At 63.0% G+C, this 14,537-nt stretch carries 14 protein-coding genes; 9 read left to right on the top strand and 5 right to left on the bottom strand.

Annotated elements, in window-relative coordinates; translation table 11 throughout:
* Positions 1–19: 19 nt before the first annotated feature.
* Both madL and madM read left to right on the top strand, forming a co-directional pair.
* On the top strand, positions 20–436 hold the full coding sequence (gene madL / locus IB249_RS17030) for a malonate transporter subunit MadL (RefSeq protein WP_192306779.1): 417 nt from the start codon (positions 20–22) through the stop codon (positions 434–436).
* Position 437: 1 nt separating this feature from the next.
* A complete protein-coding gene (madM, locus tag IB249_RS17025) occupies positions 438–1,202 on the top strand; it encodes a malonate transporter subunit MadM (RefSeq protein WP_192306778.1) in 765 nt (254 codons plus the stop codon).
* A 111-nt stretch (positions 1,203–1,313) separates the two neighbouring features.
* On the opposite strand, the gene IB249_RS17020 is transcribed toward madM, so the two are convergent.
* Complete coding sequence (locus IB249_RS17020; RefSeq protein ID WP_192306777.1) at positions 1,314–2,228, bottom strand: LysR substrate-binding domain-containing protein; 915 nt, start codon at positions 2,226–2,228, stop codon at positions 1,314–1,316.
* 132 nt (positions 2,229–2,360) lie between these two features.
* Between IB249_RS17020 and trhA the strand changes: the two genes are divergently transcribed.
* Positions 2,361–2,978 (top strand): PAQR family membrane homeostasis protein TrhA, encoded by a 618-nt coding sequence (trhA, locus tag IB249_RS17015; protein ID WP_192306776.1) that lies wholly within the window; start codon positions 2,361–2,363, stop codon positions 2,976–2,978.
* Between the two features lie 50 nt (positions 2,979–3,028).
* On the opposite strand, the gene IB249_RS17010 is transcribed toward trhA, so the two are convergent.
* Complete coding sequence (locus IB249_RS17010) at positions 3,029–3,946, bottom strand: LysR family transcriptional regulator (RefSeq protein ID WP_192306775.1); 918 nt, start codon at positions 3,944–3,946, stop codon at positions 3,029–3,031.
* A gap of 108 nt (positions 3,947–4,054) precedes the next feature.
* On the opposite strand from IB249_RS17010, the gene IB249_RS17005 reads away from it, so the two are divergent.
* The 3 genes from IB249_RS17005 to IB249_RS16995 are packed head-to-tail and all read left to right on the top strand — an operon-like array spanning position 4,055 to position 6,606.
* Positions 4,055–5,296, top strand: a complete 1,242-nt coding sequence (locus IB249_RS17005) for a D-amino acid dehydrogenase (protein ID WP_192306774.1) — start codon at positions 4,055–4,057, stop codon at positions 5,294–5,296.
* Between the two features lie 27 nt (positions 5,297–5,323).
* Entirely contained in the window at positions 5,324–5,674 is a 351-nt protein-coding gene (locus IB249_RS17000) for a RidA family protein (protein ID WP_192306773.1), read from the top strand.
* 29 nt (positions 5,675–5,703) lie between these two features.
* Entirely contained in the window at positions 5,704–6,606 is a 903-nt protein-coding gene (locus tag IB249_RS16995) for a transporter substrate-binding domain-containing protein (RefSeq protein ID WP_192306772.1), read from the top strand.
* A 30-nt stretch (positions 6,607–6,636) separates the two neighbouring features.
* Here the strand turns inward: IB249_RS16995 and IB249_RS16990 are convergent, their stop codons facing one another.
* A complete protein-coding gene (locus IB249_RS16990) occupies positions 6,637–7,356 on the bottom strand; it encodes a 16S rRNA (uracil(1498)-N(3))-methyltransferase (protein WP_192306771.1) in 720 nt (239 codons plus the stop codon).
* Positions 7,357–7,486: 130 nt separating this feature from the next.
* Positions 7,487–8,893 (bottom strand): adenosylmethionine--8-amino-7-oxononanoate transaminase, encoded by a 1,407-nt coding sequence (locus IB249_RS16985; RefSeq protein ID WP_192306767.1) that lies wholly within the window; start codon positions 8,891–8,893, stop codon positions 7,487–7,489.
* Positions 8,894–9,116: 223 nt separating this feature from the next.
* Here IB249_RS16985 and IB249_RS16980 point away from each other — a divergent pair, with 223 nt between their 5' ends.
* The 3 genes from IB249_RS16980 (at position 9,117) to IB249_RS16970 (ending at position 12,336) form a co-directional block, all read left to right on the top strand.
* Positions 9,117–10,865 (top strand): flavin monoamine oxidase family protein, encoded by a 1,749-nt coding sequence (locus IB249_RS16980; RefSeq protein WP_192306766.1) that lies wholly within the window; start codon positions 9,117–9,119, stop codon positions 10,863–10,865.
* 309 nt (positions 10,866–11,174) lie between these two features.
* Positions 11,175–11,726 (top strand): cytochrome b, encoded by a 552-nt coding sequence (locus IB249_RS16975; RefSeq protein ID WP_192306765.1) that lies wholly within the window; start codon positions 11,175–11,177, stop codon positions 11,724–11,726.
* A 31-nt stretch (positions 11,727–11,757) separates the two neighbouring features.
* Positions 11,758–12,336: a YceI family protein gene (locus IB249_RS16970; RefSeq protein ID WP_045121911.1), complete on the top strand. Its 579-nt coding sequence runs from the start codon at positions 11,758–11,760 to the stop codon at positions 12,334–12,336.
* A 153-nt stretch (positions 12,337–12,489) separates the two neighbouring features.
* Here the strand turns inward: IB249_RS16970 and IB249_RS16965 are convergent, their stop codons facing one another.
* Positions 12,490–14,361: a DEAD/DEAH box helicase gene (locus IB249_RS16965; protein WP_192306764.1), complete on the bottom strand. Its 1,872-nt coding sequence runs from the start codon at positions 14,359–14,361 to the stop codon at positions 12,490–12,492.
* Between the last annotated feature and the right edge of the window lie 176 nt (positions 14,362–14,537).

Below are 14,537 nucleotides of genomic sequence, written 5' to 3'. Positions count from 1 at the left end.
CACTTTGAGGACAACAACAATGATTATTTACGGTGTGGCGCTGTTGGCGATCTGTACGCTGGCAGGGGTGATCATGGGCGACATGCTGGGCGTGTTGCTGGGTGTGAAATCCAACGTGGGCGGGGTCGGAATCGCGATGATCCTGCTGATCTGCGCGCGGTTGTGGATGCACAGGCGCGGCGGCATGACCAAGGAATGCGACATGGGCGTCGGCTTCTGGGGCGCGATGTACATTCCGGTCGTGGTGGCGATGGCGGCGCAACAGAATGTGGTGACGGCCCTGCATGGCGGTCCGGTGGCGGTGCTGGCGGCGATCGGCTCGGTGGTGCTCTGCGGTTGCACCATTGCCTTGATCAGCCGGACCCACAAGGGCGATCCCTTGCCCGATGAGCCGCAAGACCTGTCTCCCGCTGGCACGCCGGTAGGAGGTCGCTGATATGTGGGATCTCATCGAGAAAGGTCTGGAGCATAACGGTCTGATCACGGCGTTCGCCTTTGTGGGCGTGATCATGTGGGTATCGGTGATTCTGTCGAAACGCCTGACGTTCGGGCGTATCCATGGCTCGGCGATTGCGATTGTCATCGGGCTGGTCCTGGCCTGGGTCGGCGGCACCATGACCGGCGGGCAAAAGGGCCTGGCGGACCTGACGCTGTTTTCCGGCATCGGGTTGATGGGCGGTGCGATGCTGCGCGATTTCGCCATCGTCGCCACCGCGTTCGAGGTGCAGGCGACCGAGGCGAAAAAGGCCGGTCTGATCGGTGTGATCGCGCTGCTGCTGGGAACGGTGCTGCCGTTCATAGTCGGGGCCTGCATGGCCTGGGCGTTCGGCTACCGCGACGCGGTGAGCATGACCACCATCGGCGCGGGCGCGGTGACGTACATCGTCGGGCCGGTGACGGGCGCCGCGATCGGTGCGAGTTCGGATGTGATGGCCTTGTCGATTGCCACCGGCTTGATCAAGGCGATTCTGGTGATGGTCGGCACGCCGGTGGCGGCGCGCTGGATGGGCCTGGACAACCCGCGCTCGGCCATGGTGTTCGGTGGGCTCGCCGGAACGGTCAGCGGTGTCACGGCAGGGCTGGCGGCGACGGACCGGCGATTGGTGCCTTATGGCGCGCTGACGGCGACGTTCCATACCGGGCTGGGCTGCCTGATGGGGCCTTCGGTGTTGTACTTCATTGTTCGCGGGGTTGTGGGATAACCCCTTGCACCGTCATTGACAGTGCCGGCGCCATCGCCGGCAAGCCGGTCTCGCTCCCACCCTGGATTTCCTTGTGGGAGCGAACCTGCTCGCGACAGGGACGACTCGCTCTCAAGCCTGCCGATTGGCGTACATCCGGCACTCCGCCAACAATGCCAGCAGGTTCGGATCGCGCTCCTTGGCCTTGAGAAACACCACCCCGATGTGCTGCTGCAACCGATACTTTTCCTGCAACGGGATCAGCTTCACCCGGTTCTCGTACACCGCCGCGATCCGCCCCGGCAGCAGCGCATAACCCACCCCCGAACTGACCATGCTGAGCAAGGTGAAGATGTCGTTGACCTGCATCGCCACCTTCGGCTCGAACCCGGCCTGGCTGAACACGCGGTTCCCGTCCTGGTGAGTGGCGAAGCCCTGGGTCAGGGTGATGAAGGTTTCGTCGCGCACTTCGGCCAGGTCGACCTCGGAGCGCTGAGCGAACCGCGAATCTGCCGGGGTCGCCAGGAAAATGTCATCGGAAAACAGCGGGATATGTTCGCAATCCGGGTCATTCACGCTGTCGTCCAGCGACACCAGGATCGCATCGACCTCCATGTTCTTGAGCTTGTAGAGCAGGTCGAAATTCGAGCCCAGGATCAAGTCGATGTTGAGTTCGCTGCGGCGGATTTTCAGGCCCATGATCAGCTGCGGCACCGTCTTCACCGTCAGTGAGTACAGCGACCCCAGCTTGAAGCGCTCGGCGGAGAAACCGGCGGCTTCGCGGGTCAGGCGCACGCTTTCGACCACGTCCTGGATCAGCTTCTGCGCCCGTTCTTCCAGCACATAGGCGCTTTCCAGCGGCGTCAGGTTGCGGCCTTCGTGCTTGAACAGCGGGCAGCGCAAGGCGCTTTCCAGGGAGTGGATGGCGCGGTGCACGCTGACGTTGCTGGTCTGCAACTCGGCGGCGGCCCGAGCCAGGTTGCCGGTACGCATGAAGGCCAGGAACACCTCGAGTTTTTTCAGGGTCAACTCTTCGTCGATCAGCATGGGCCGGACTCTTATTGGAATGAGCTGATTGTGCCCAATTATTGTTGTCGATGTCGTTTGGAAACATTGCGCTTTTACGCTCGAAGCCTGAGCCTTGCGCAATGCGGTATTGGTTTTGGAGGTGAGCGACGCATGTATCACGGGGAAAAACTGAACGCCTGGACGCATCTGGTCGGGGCAGTGGCGGCGACGGTCGGGATGGTCTGGATGCTGGTGATCGCGGCCGTGGACGGCAGCCCATGGAAGATTGTCAGCGTGGCGATCTACGGTTTCACCTTGATGGCGCTCTACAGTGCGTCGACGGTGTATCACAGCGTGCGCGGGCGCAAGAAAGCGATCATGCAGAAGGTCGATCACTTTTCGATCTATCTGTTGATTGCCGGCAGTTACACGCCGTTTTGCCTGGTCACCCTGCGCGGGCCGTGGGGCTGGACGTTGTTCGGCATTGTCTGGGGCCTGGCGCTGATTGGCATCCTGCAGGAAATCAAGCCGCGCTCGGACGCGCGAATCCTGTCGATCGTGATCTATGCAGTGATGGGCTGGATCGTGCTGATAGCGGTCAATCCGTTGCTCACCGTGTTGGGCACGACCGGGTTCGCCTGGCTGGCGTCGGGCGGGATCCTGTACACCGTGGGGATTATCTTCTTTGCCCTGGATCATCGCCTGCGGCATGCCCACGGAATCTGGCATCTGTTCGTGATTGCCGGGAGCTTGCTGCACTTCGTGGCGATTCTGGTGTATGTCCTGTAGTCCCTGGGATCGGGCGCGGGTCCGCGCCCACAGGGTTTTTGCGTTCTCGGTCAGGTGGGCGTTGAGACCAGACGATCCAGTTGTTCCCGGGCCCGACGGCTGAATATCTGCAATAGGTCGTTCAGCGTGTGTGGCGGCGGCTCGGATGCACGGGTCACGGCGTACAGGGTGATCGGCAGCGGCGGTGCCAGCGGGCGGATGGCCGTCGTGGCACACGCGGCGCCCAGGGCGGTGAACGGGTCGATCACCGCCAGTCCGGCGCCGGATTCCACCATCGCCCGGGCCAGCGAATAGGTCTGCACGGCGATGCGCACCCGGGGTGGCGGCTCGACCGCCTCCAGGTAGCTGTCCAGTCGGGCGGCCAGTGGATCGGCGCTGGACAAGCCAATCAACGGCGCGCCCGCCAATGCCATCAACGGCAACGCCTGACCGACGTCTTCCTCTGGCCAGAAACCCTTCGGCGCCAACGCCACCAGCACCCCGCTCGCCAGGGCTTGCGCCTTCAGTCCAGGGTGATCCGGAGGCTGCAAGGTCAAGGCGACATCCACTTCGCGCATCAGCAGGTTCTGCACCAGTTCGCGGCTGTGGGCACTGGACAGTTCGCAGGCGATATCCGGGTAACGCCCGGTCCACTCGTGAATGGCCGGGGGCAGCAATGACAGGGCCAGGGCCGGGGTGGCGCCGATCCTCAGACTGTGGCCGGGGTCGCGGCGCAGGCTCTGGGCCAGGCGTCGCACGCCTTGCAGGCTTTCGCTGACCTTGTCGACTTCACGCTCCAGTTCCAGGGCCTCGGGCGTGACCTGCAACTTGCCGCGCACCCGCAGGAACAGCGGGAAACCCAGTTGCTGTTCGGCATGCTGCAGCACTTTGGTCACCGCCGGTTGCGAGACGTGCAGCAACTGAGCGGCGGCGCTGATCGAGCCGGTCTGGCGGATGGCCTGGAAAATCTCGATGTGACGAAGGCGCATGGCAGTCCATAACCTTTGTTTATGGGATGGGTATCTTTATTCATTGTTCGCCGCCTGTCACTCGGCTCTAACCTCGTCCGGGTCTTCATAACGGTTTCAAGGACAGGCATGGCTCAGCGTGTATGCATCATCGGCGGTGGCGTGATTGGCCTGGCAACGGCTTATGCGCTGGTGCGCGATGGCTTGGAGGTGACGGTGGTCGAGGCGCGGGACTCACTGGGCAGCCAGACCAGTTTCGCCAACGGCGGCCAGCTTTCCTATCGCTACGTCGCACCGCTGGCCGACGCCGGCGTGCCGTTGCAGGCGATCGGCTGGATGCTGCGCGGCGACTCGCCGTTGAAACTGCGCCCGCGCTTCGACCCGGCCCAATGGCGTTGGATGGTGTCGTTCCTCGCCGCGTGCCGCCGTTCGGTCAACCGGGAAAACGCTGCACACCTGCTGCGCCTGGCGCTGTTCAGCCAGGGCACACTCAAGCGCTGGCGCGAGGATGACGGGCTGGTCGGCTTTCACTGGCGGCGCAACGGCAAACTGGTGACGTTCCGCAACGCGGGCAGCTTCGAGCACGCGCGCCATGGCCTGGCCGATCCGCACCAGCAGCAGGTGCTGTCGGCGAGCGAGTGTGCGGCGCTGGAGCCGGCGCTGGCCGACGGACCATTCGTGGGGGCGATTTACACCCCGGACGAAGAAGTGGGTGACTGCCACGCCTTCTGCCAGTCGCTGGCCGCAAGGCTGAACGCCTCCGGGCGTTGCGAGTGGCGACTGGGGCAGGCGGTGACCGGGATTCGCCATGCCAATGGCAGCGTCCATGCCATCGAGTTGGGGGAGCAGGTGCTGGCCGTCGATCAACTGGTGATTGCTGCGGGCCACCGCAGTCCGCTGCTGCATCTTCCCGGCCTGCAATTGCCGCTCTACCCGCTCAAGGGCTACAGCCTCACCGTACCGATTGACGCCGGCCACCGGGCGCCGGACGTGAGCATCACCGACTATGACCGCAAGATCGTCTACGCCCGGATCGGCGAACAATTGCGGGTGGCGGCGATGGTCGACATCGTCGGCTTCGACCCGTCCGTAGACCCCAGGCGCCTGGCCCTGATCAAGCGCCAGGCCCGCGACACCTTTCCCCAGGCCGGTGACTACGACAACGCCGTGGAGTGGGCCGGCATGCGTCCGGCGACGCCCAGCGGCGTACCGTTGCTGGGGCCAACGGCGTATCGCAACCTGTGGCTCAACCTTGGCCACGGTGCCTTGGGTTTCACACTCGCGTGCGGCAGCGCACGACTGCTCAGCGAGCTGATCGGCCAGCGTCAACCTTCCATCGACTTGCACGGTTTCACCCACCGTGCCGCCTGAATACCTGTCCAACAAGGAGTCTGCGTCATGACGATTCAACGCCTGCACACAAATCCGCGCCTGTCCGCTGCCGTGACCTTCGGCGACCTGGTGTTTCTGTCCGGCCAGGTGCCGGGCGAGGCCACGGACGCCAGCGGCCAGACCCGTGAAGTACTGGCGAGGATCGACGCACTGCTGGCTGAAGCCGGCAGCGACAAGGATCATTTGCTCAGCGCCACCATTTACCTGAAAAACATCACCGAGGATTTTGCCGCGATGAACGAAGTGTGGTCGGCCTGGCTGTCGCCGGGGCACGCCCCCAGTCGGACCACGGTGCAGGCGCAACTGGCCCGACCGCAGGTGCTCGTGGAAATCACCGTCATCGCCGCTCGCTTGTGAAACACCCTCACCCACAACGGAGAATAACAATGCAAAAAATCACGTTGCTCGGCTGCACCCTCGGACTGTTGCTCGGCAGCCAGGTCCAGGCCAACGAAGCGCCGCTGACCGGTACATTGGGCAAGATCGCCAGTGCCCGCAGCATCACCCTGGGCTATCGCGATGCGTCGGTGCCGTTCTCCTACGTGGGTGATCACACAGGCAAGCCCATGGGTTATTCGGTGGACCTGGCGAGCAAGGTTGTCGAGCGCATCCAGCAGCAGCTGGCGCTGCCGGACCTCAAGGTCAAATACAACCTGGTGACCTCGCAGACCCGTATTCCGCTGGTGCAGAACGGCACCGTGGACCTGGAATGCGGCTCTACCGGGGTGACCGCCGAGCGCCAGAAGCAGGTGGCATTTTCCTACGGTTTCATTTACGTCAAAGGCCAGTTGCTGACCGCCAGGGACAGCGGCATCCAGGGCTTCGACGACCTGCGTGGCAAGAACGTGGTGACCACCGCCGGCACCACCAACGAACGCTTCCTGAAAAGCTACAACGTCGACAACAAGGCTGACATGTTCGTGATCAGCGCCAAGGACCACGGCGAAGCCTTCCAGATGCTGCAGTCGGGCCGTGCCGCAGCGTTCTACATGGACGACGCGCTGCTCTACGGCGAGCGCGCCAAGGCCCACGATCCGCACAAGTGGGTGGTGGTCGGCAAGGAACAGTCGCGGGAAATCTACAGCTGCATGGTGCGCAAGGACGATCCGCAGTTCCTGGCGCTGGTCAACGGGGTGCTTGGCGAGCTGTACAGCTCAGGTGAAATCAACGGCATCTATCAGCGCTGGTTCGAACAGCCGATTCCGCCGAAGGGCCTGAACCTCGAGTTCCCGATGACCAGCGAGCTCAAGGCGATCATTGCCCGGCCGGTGAGTGATCCGGTGCAGTAAATACCTTGCGGGACCGCCAGCGAGGGCGGCCTAGAAATCGCCCCAAAGCTGCTGGGCGACGGACAGCGCCACCACCGGCGCTGTCTCGGTCCGCAAGACCCGCGGACCGAGGCGGGCGGCATGGAAACCACTGGCGTTGGCCTGTGCCACTTCCGCATCCGACAACCCGCCCTCGGGCCCGATCAGGAACGCCAGCGTCGTCGGTTTGGCGTGACTCACCAGCGGCTCGGCCACCGGGTGCAGCACCAGCTTGAGGTCCGCCTCGGTCTGCTTCAGCCAATCGGCCAGCAGCACCGGCGGATGAATCACCGGCACCCTTGAGCGGCCACACTGTTCACAGGCGCTGATCGCCACCTGGCGCCAGTGCAGCAGGCGCTTGTCGGCGCGTTCATCCTTGAGGCGAACTTCACAGCGCTCGCTGAAAATCGGGGTGATCTCACTCACGCCCAGTTCGGTGGCTTTCTGAATGGCCCAATCCATCCGCTCGCCACGGGACAGGCCCTGGCCGAGATGGATCTGCAACGGCGACTCGACCTGGCCGGCGAAGCGTTCATCGATCTGCACCACGACGCGCTTCTTGCCGACCTCGGCCAGGGTGGCGCGAAACTCCTGACCCGAACCGTCGAACAACTGCAACGCATCGCCCTCGGCCATGCGCAGAACGCGGCTGATGTAATGCGCCTGGGCCTCGGGCAGCTCGTGCTCGCCGGTGCTCAGGGGGGCGTCGATAAAGAAGCGGGACAGTCTCATTTCGGGTCTCTGCAAAGGTGTGAATCATTTGAATCGGTGTTGACTGCAATCGCGAGCGGGGGCCGTGGGCAGACCTGAACCCTGTGGGCGCGAGCCTGCTCGCGATGGGGCAGGCCCGGACACCGGACCATCAGCCCGGATCACGGAAACCCGGATGAAAGTCCTTCGGCACCGCCACGCTGACACTGTCGCGGGTGGCGATGTCGATCCCTTCGCTGGCCACTTCGGCCAGGAAATCGATCTGCTCCGGGGTGATCACGTACGGCGGCAGGAAATACACCACGCTGCCCAACGGCCTGAGCAAGGCTCCGCGCTCCAGCGCGTGCTGGAACACCTTCATGCCGCGGCGCTCCTGCCAGGGATAAGCTTCCCGGGTCGCCTTGTCCTTGACCATCTCGATCGCCAGGACCATGCCGGTCTGGCGAATCTCGGAAACGTTCGCATGGTCGGCCAGGTGTGCGGTGGACGAGGTCATGCGCCGGGCCAGCGCCTTGTTGTTCTCGATGACGTTGTCTTCTTCGAAGATATCCAGCGTCGCCAGCGCCGCCGCACAGGCCAGCGGATTGCCGGTGTAGCTGTGGGAGTGCAGGAAGGCGCGCAGGGTCGGGTAATCATCGTAGAACGCGCTGTAGACCTCATCGGTGGTCAGGCACGCCGCCAACGGCAGGTAACCCCCGGTCAGGGCCTTGGACAGGCACAGGAAGTCCGGGCGGATGCCGGCCTGTTCGCAGGCGAACATCGTGCCGGTGCGGCCGAAGCCGACGGCGATTTCGTCATGGATCAGGTGCACCCCGTAACGGTCGCAGGCTTCACGCAGCAATTTGAGGTACACCGGGTGATACATGCGCATGCCACCGGCGCCCTGGATCAAGGGTTCGACGATCACCGCCGCGACGCTGGCATGGTGCTCGGCCAGGGTCTGTTCCATGGCGGCGAACAGGTTGCGCGAATGTTCTTCCCAGCCCATGCCCTCCGGACGCAGGTAGCAGTCCGGGCTCGGCACCTTGATCGTGTCCATCAGCAGGGCTTTGTAGGTCTCGGTGAACAGCGGCACATCGCCCACCGCCATCGCCGCCATGGTCTCGCCGTGGTAGCTGTTGGTCAGGGTGACGAAGCGCTTCTTGTCCGGCTGGCCACGGTTGAGCCAGTAGTGAAAGCTCATTTTCAGCGCAACTTCGATGCAGGACGAACCGTTATCGGCGTAGAATACCCGGTTCAGGCCTTGCGGGGTCATGTTCACCAGGCGCTCGGACAGCTCGATCACCGGTTGATGGCTGAAACCGGCAAGGATCACGTGTTCCAGCTGATCGACCTGATCCTTGATCCGCTGGTTGATGCGCGGGTTGGCGTGGCCAAACACGTTGACCCACCAGGAGCTGACGGCATCGAGGTAGCGCTTGCCTTCGAAATCCTCGAGCCACACGCCTTCGCCGCGCTTGATCGGGATCAGCGGCAGCTGTTCGTGGTCTTTCATCTGGGTGCAGGGATGCCACAGCACCGCGAGATCGCGTTGCATCCACTGATTGTTCAGGCCCATGTTCGGTCTCCTCGAGGCAATCCGCGACATGCGCGGACATACAATCGCGCAAGCCTATGCAATGCGTCGCACAGGAACAACCCATTGTGTCGATTGAGCTACTTTGTATGGGGCGATAGACGTCGCTGGCGGCCCAATGATGGCTGACGTATTCTTCGCGACTCTTTGAGTCGTCTGGCTCGTGAAGCTGCCTTTTCCTACGTGTATTTCCGGAGTTCGCTGAATGTCTGCTGGTTGGCTGCGCGCCTGTGCGCTGGTGATGTTGGGGCTGTTCAGCGTGTCAGCGCTGGCCAAGGATAAAACCGCAATCGTGATCGGCGGCGGGCTTTCCGGCCTGACGGCGGCGTATGAACTGCAGAACAAGGGCTGGCAGGTCACCCTGCTGGAAGCCAAGCCGAGCCTGGGCGGTCGTTCCGGCATGGCCACCAGCGAATGGATCGGCAACGACAAGACCCAGCCGGTGCTGAACAAGTACGTGTCCACCTTCAAGCTCAGCACCACGCCGGCTCCCGAGTTCGTGCGCACGCCCGGCTACCTGATCGACGGCGTGTATTACACCGCCGCCGACCTCACCACCAAGGAGCCGGCGACCGCCGAGGCGTTGAAACGCTACGAAAAGACCCTGGATGACCTGGCGCGCTCCATCGAAGACCCGCTGAACCCGGCCGCCAACAACACCCTGCATGCCCTGGACCAGATCAACGTGTCCAACTGGCTCGATCGCCTGAACTTGCCGGCCACGGCCCGTCAGTTGGTGAACCAGCAGATTCGCTCCCGTTATGACGAACCTTCGCGCCTGTCGCTGCTGTATTTCGCGCAGCAGAACCGCGTCTACCGTGGCGTCTCCGACCGTGACCTGCGCGCTTCGCGCCTGGTCGGTGGCAGCCCGGTGCTCGCCCAGGCTTTCGTCAAACAGCTGAAAGTCATCAAGACCAGCTCGCCGGTATCGGCGATCAGCCAGGACAAGGACGGTGTGACGGTCAAGGTCGGCAGCGTCGGTTATCAGGCTGACTACGTGGTCCTGGCCGTGCCATTGCGCGCACTGAACAAGATCCAGATGACCCCGGCGCTGGATGCCCAGCACCTGGCGGCGATCAAGGGCACCAACTACGGCTGGCGCGACCAGATCATGCTCAAGTTCAAGACGCCGGTGTGGGAAAGCAAGGCGCGCATGTCCGGCGAAATCTACAGCAACACCGGGCTCGGCATGTTGTGGGTCGAGCCGGCACTCAAGGGCGGTGCCAATGTGGTGATCAACCTGTCCGGCGACAACGCACGCGTCATGCAGGCGTTCGGCGATAAGCAGATGGCCGATCAGGTGCTGATCCGTCTGCACGCGTTTTATCCACAGGCGCGGGGTTCGTTCACCGGTTATGAAATCCGTCGCTACAGCACCGACCCGTCGATGGGGGGCGCCTACCTGGCCTTCGGTCCGGGCCAGATCAGCAAGTTCTGGCGCCTGTGGGAGCGTCCGGTTCAGCGCGTAGCCTTTGCGGGCGAACACACCGACACCCTGTACCCGGGCACCCTGGAAGGCGCGCTGCGCACCGGTCAGCGGGCGGCCAGTCAGGTGGAAGACCTGGCTGCCGGCAAGTCGTTCGAACCGGCGAAAGTGGTCCCGGCAGCGACCGCAGCGGCGGCTGGTGCAGTGGCGGCGAAGAAGGGCAACTTCTTCAGCAACCTGTTTGGCGGCTCCGATGACGACAAGAAACCGGAACCGGTGAAGGCACCCGAGCCTGCCCCGGCGCCAGTCCCTGCTCCCGCGCCAGCGCCGACACCGGCCCCTGCACCGGTGGAAGCGGCGAAGCCTGCCGCACCGGTGAAAGCCGAGCCGGCGAAGAAAGCCCCGGCCAAGGCCCCGGTGAAAAAACCGGCGGCCAAGACCGAGGCAAAAAAGGCCCCGGCCAAGGCGCCGGCAAAAAAGGCCGAGCCGGTCAAGAAGCCAGCGGCCACTGAGACCAAGGCGCAGTAAGGCCTTGCGATGAACGAAAAGCGCGGCTCTGATGCCGCGCTTTTTTATTGCCCGTCAGACCGATTCGCGATCAGGTTCGCGCCCTCACAGTATTCCCGGTGGGCGCGCGACCGGCTTGCCGGCGATGTAGGCGGCACAAATTCCCAGCCTGCCACTAACATCCCGCCACAAATTCGCCTTTAATCTTTCCTTAACGCGTCTATTTCAGACTCTTGATCGTATTTCTCGATATTTCAAAGCAAAATTTTCCGCTTTAATTCGATAGATAAGTCGATAGTCTTGGTTCGCAGTTCTCACAGGATTTGGGCAATGCAGCTACGTAACTCTTCTTCACGCTATGGTTGGATCAGCATCTTCATGCATTGGGGCGTGGCGCTGGCGGTCTTCGGGCTGTTCGCACTCGGCCTGTGGATGGTGGGGCTGGACTACTACAGCACCTGGCGCAAAGACGCGCCGGACCTGCACAAGAGCATCGGACTGGTGCTGTTGGGTGTGATGCTGCTGCGGGTGCTGTGGCGCTTTGTCAGCCCACCGCCACCGACGCTGCAAAGCTACAGCCGGATGACCCGCATTGGCGCCAAATTCGGCCATGGGTTTCTCTACTTCGGTCTGTTCGCTGTGATGATTGCCGGTTACCTGATTTCCACCGCAGACGGTGTCGGTATCCCGGTGTTTGGCCTGTTTGAAGTGCCTGCATTGATCTCCGGACTACCGGATCAGGCAGATACCGCTGGGGTGATTCACCTGTACCTGGCGTGGGCGCTGGTAATTTTCTCCGGTCTCCATGCGTTGGCAGCATTGAAGCACCACTTTATCGATCGTGATGCGACCCTGACGCGAATGCTCGGTCGCAAAGCCTGAAATTCAACCTCGACTCAAAGGAAAAGAAAGCATGTTGAAAAAGACTCTGGCCGCTCTGGCAATCGGTTCTGCCGTACTGTCCGCCAACGTAATGGCCGCTGACTACGTCGTCGACAAGGAAGGCCAGCACGCCTTCGTCGACTTCAAGATCAGCCACCTGGGCTACAGCTTCATCACCGGTACCTTCAAGGACATCGACGGCAAGTTCAGCTTCGACGCTGCCAAGCCTGAAGACAGCAAGATCGAGTTCAACGTCAACACCGCCAGTGTGTTCACCAACCACGCCGAGCGTGACAAGCACATCGCCAGCGCTGACTTCCTGAACGCGAGCAAATTCGCCAAGGCAACGTTTGTCTCCACCAGCGTCAAGTCCACCGGTGCCAACACCGCTGACGTGACCGGCGACCTGACCATCCTGGGCGTGACCAAGCCGGTGGTGGTCAAGGCGACCTTCCTGGGTGAAGGCAAGGATCCATGGGGCGGCTACCGTGCCGGCTTCGAAGGCACCACCACCATCAAGCGTTCCGATTTCGGCAAGCAGAAAGACCTGGGGCCGAAGTCCGATGCGGTCGAGCTGTACGTATCGTTTGAAGGTGTGAAAGCGAAGTAATTTTCGCCCGCGACACACAGACGCCCGCCCTCTCACGAGGGCGGGCGTTTTTTTTGGCCAGGTATCAGGGCTCGCGCCCACATGGGTTTTTCGTGAGGCATGAAAAATGCCCCGGCTCTTGCGAACCGGGGCATTTTTTGTCGCCGTGAAAACTCAGCGGTTGCGGGTCAGCAATGCCGGTTTTTCACCGCGAGGGCGCACGGGCAATTGATCAAGCTGTTCAGGTGTCGGGAAACGATCGGATTTCGACTCCTTGTGAATGATCTTCGGCGCCGGGCTGCGGGTGTTCTGCACGGCCGGTTCCGAGCGCGACTGATCGTCACGGGCCGGACGGCGGTTGCGACCTTCTTCGCGGCGAGCCTGGCCGTCACGCGGCGCGCCATTGCGCGGACCATTGCGCTTGCCGGACGAGGAGCCGTTGGCGCCGTCGCCGCGTGGACCGCCTTGACGGCCCTGTGGCTTGCCGCCGTTGCGTGGAGCACCTGCGGCACCTGGAGCCGTGCCCTGTGCCGGAGCACCCGGACGGCGGCCTCGGCCCGGGGCCGGTTTGCTCTGAGGCACGTAGTCGACGCGGTTACCGAAGTTGTCGACATCGTCGTCCAGGAACTCGTCCGGGGCACGATCAGGTGCCGGGCGTGGGGCTGCCGCGCGCTGTTGCTCGCGAGCCGGTGTGCCTTCGCGTGGCTTCTGTTCGCGTGCCGGGCGCTCGCCGCGACCGCTGGCAGCCGATTTTTCCTTGCCCTTGTCCTTGCCCTTGTCTTTACGACCGCCACCACCGCCGCTGCCGTTCGGGCCGTCGCCGCGCGGGCCACGTGGGTTGCGCGGGTTACGCACATCCGGACGCTCGCGCACTTCAGGTTTCTCGGCTTCCACGGCACTGGAGTCGAAGCCCATCAGGTCACCGTCGGCGATTTTCTGCTTGGTCATGCGCTCGATGCTTTTCAGCAGCTTCTCTTCGTCCGGGGCCACCAGCGAGATCGCCTCGCCCGAACGACCGGCACGGCCGGTACGGCCGATACGGTGTACGTAATCTTCGTCGACGTTCGGCAATTCGAAGTTGACCACGTGGGGCAACTGGTCGATGTCCAGGCCACGCGCGGCGATGTCGGTGGCGACCAGAATACGCACGGAACCGGCCTTGAAGTCAGCCAGGGCCTTGGTGCGCGCGTTCTGACTCTTGTTGCCGTGGATCGCGACGGCGCTCAGGCCATGCTTGTCCAGGTACTCGGCCAGGCGGTTGGCGCCGTGCTTGGTGCGCGTGAACACCAGCACCTGTTCCCAGGCGCCGGCGGTGATCAGGTGCGCCAGCAGCGAACGCTTGTGGTTCGCCGGCAGGCGGAACACCCGCTGTTCGATACGTTCGACCGTGGTGTTCGGCGGCGTGACCTCGATGCGCTCGGGGTTGTGCAGCAGTTTGCCGGCGAGGTCGGTGATGTCCTTGGAGAAGGTCGCCGAGAACAGCAGGTTCTGCCGTTTGGCCGGCAGGCGGGCCAGGACCTTCTTCACGTCATGGACAAAGCCCATGTCGAGCATGCGGTCGGCTTCGTCCAGCACGAGAATTTCCACGTGGGACAAGTCGACGCTGCCCTGGCCGGCGAGGTCGAGCAGGCGACCGGGGCAGGCGACCAACACGTCGACACCGCGGGCCATGGCCTGAACCTGCGGGTTCATGCCGACGCCGCCGAAGATGCAGGCACTGACGAATTTCAGGTCACGGGCGTAGACCTTGAAGCTCTCGTGAACCTGGGCCGCGAGTTCGCGGGTCGGGGTCAGGACCAGCACGCGCGGTTGGCGCGGGCCGTGACGCTGGGATTTGTCCGGGTGACCGTTGGGGAACAACCGCTCCAGAATCGGAAGGGCGAAGCCGCCGGTTTTACCAGTACCTGTCTGTGCCGCAACCATCAGGTCGCGACCTTGCAACACGGCGGGGATGGCCCGCTGTTGCACCGGAGTAGGCTCGGTATAGCCCGCATCTTCGATAGCGCGGACCAAAGCCTCGGAGAGACCGAGGGAAGCAAAGGACATGAGTAATCCTGTTTTAGTTAGGGCTTGGCCCAATGGGAGTCTTGCCTGGCGCGAATGGCGTTCAAGAGAAACGCAATCCCGTCCGGTCCTGCTGGGCCTTGAAAGCACGTCGGGTGCGCTCGCGCGGGCGATGAAGCTGCGCAGTAGCGGTTCGAGATGCCTTGAAAAAGTCCGAG

The organism is Pseudomonas sp. PDM04 (assembly GCF_014851765.1).
Classification (GTDB): Bacteria; Pseudomonadota; Gammaproteobacteria; order Pseudomonadales; family Pseudomonadaceae; genus Aquipseudomonas.
The sequence above is the reverse complement of the archived record's forward strand: the minus strand, read 5'-3'. Positions and strand labels throughout refer to the sequence as shown.

Coding starts and splice junctions, on each gene's coding strand:
- madL (WP_192306779.1), top strand. CDS start 20: ATGATTATTTACGGTGTGGCGCTGTTGGCGATCTGTACGCTGGCAGGG.
- madM (WP_192306778.1), top strand. CDS start 438: ATGTGGGATCTCATCGAGAAAGGTCTGGAGCATAACGGTCTGATCACG.
- IB249_RS17020 (WP_192306777.1), bottom strand. CDS start 2,228: ATGCTGATCGACGAAGAGTTGACCCTGAAAAAACTCGAGGTGTTCCTG.
- trhA (WP_192306776.1), top strand. CDS start 2,361: ATGTATCACGGGGAAAAACTGAACGCCTGGACGCATCTGGTCGGGGCA.
- IB249_RS17010 (WP_192306775.1), bottom strand. CDS start 3,946: ATGCGCCTTCGTCACATCGAGATTTTCCAGGCCATCCGCCAGACCGGC.
- IB249_RS17005 (WP_192306774.1), top strand. CDS start 4,055: ATGGCTCAGCGTGTATGCATCATCGGCGGTGGCGTGATTGGCCTGGCA.
- IB249_RS17000 (WP_192306773.1), top strand. CDS start 5,324: ATGACGATTCAACGCCTGCACACAAATCCGCGCCTGTCCGCTGCCGTG.
- IB249_RS16995 (WP_192306772.1), top strand. CDS start 5,704: ATGCAAAAAATCACGTTGCTCGGCTGCACCCTCGGACTGTTGCTCGGC.
- IB249_RS16990 (WP_192306771.1), bottom strand. CDS start 7,356: ATGAGACTGTCCCGCTTCTTTATCGACGCCCCCCTGAGCACCGGCGAG.
- IB249_RS16985 (WP_192306767.1), bottom strand. CDS start 8,893: ATGGGCCTGAACAATCAGTGGATGCAACGCGATCTCGCGGTGCTGTGG.
- IB249_RS16980 (WP_192306766.1), top strand. CDS start 9,117: ATGTCTGCTGGTTGGCTGCGCGCCTGTGCGCTGGTGATGTTGGGGCTG.
- IB249_RS16975 (WP_192306765.1), top strand. CDS start 11,175: ATGCAGCTACGTAACTCTTCTTCACGCTATGGTTGGATCAGCATCTTC.
- IB249_RS16970 (WP_045121911.1), top strand. CDS start 11,758: ATGTTGAAAAAGACTCTGGCCGCTCTGGCAATCGGTTCTGCCGTACTG.
- IB249_RS16965 (WP_192306764.1), bottom strand. CDS start 14,361: ATGTCCTTTGCTTCCCTCGGTCTCTCCGAGGCTTTGGTCCGCGCTATC.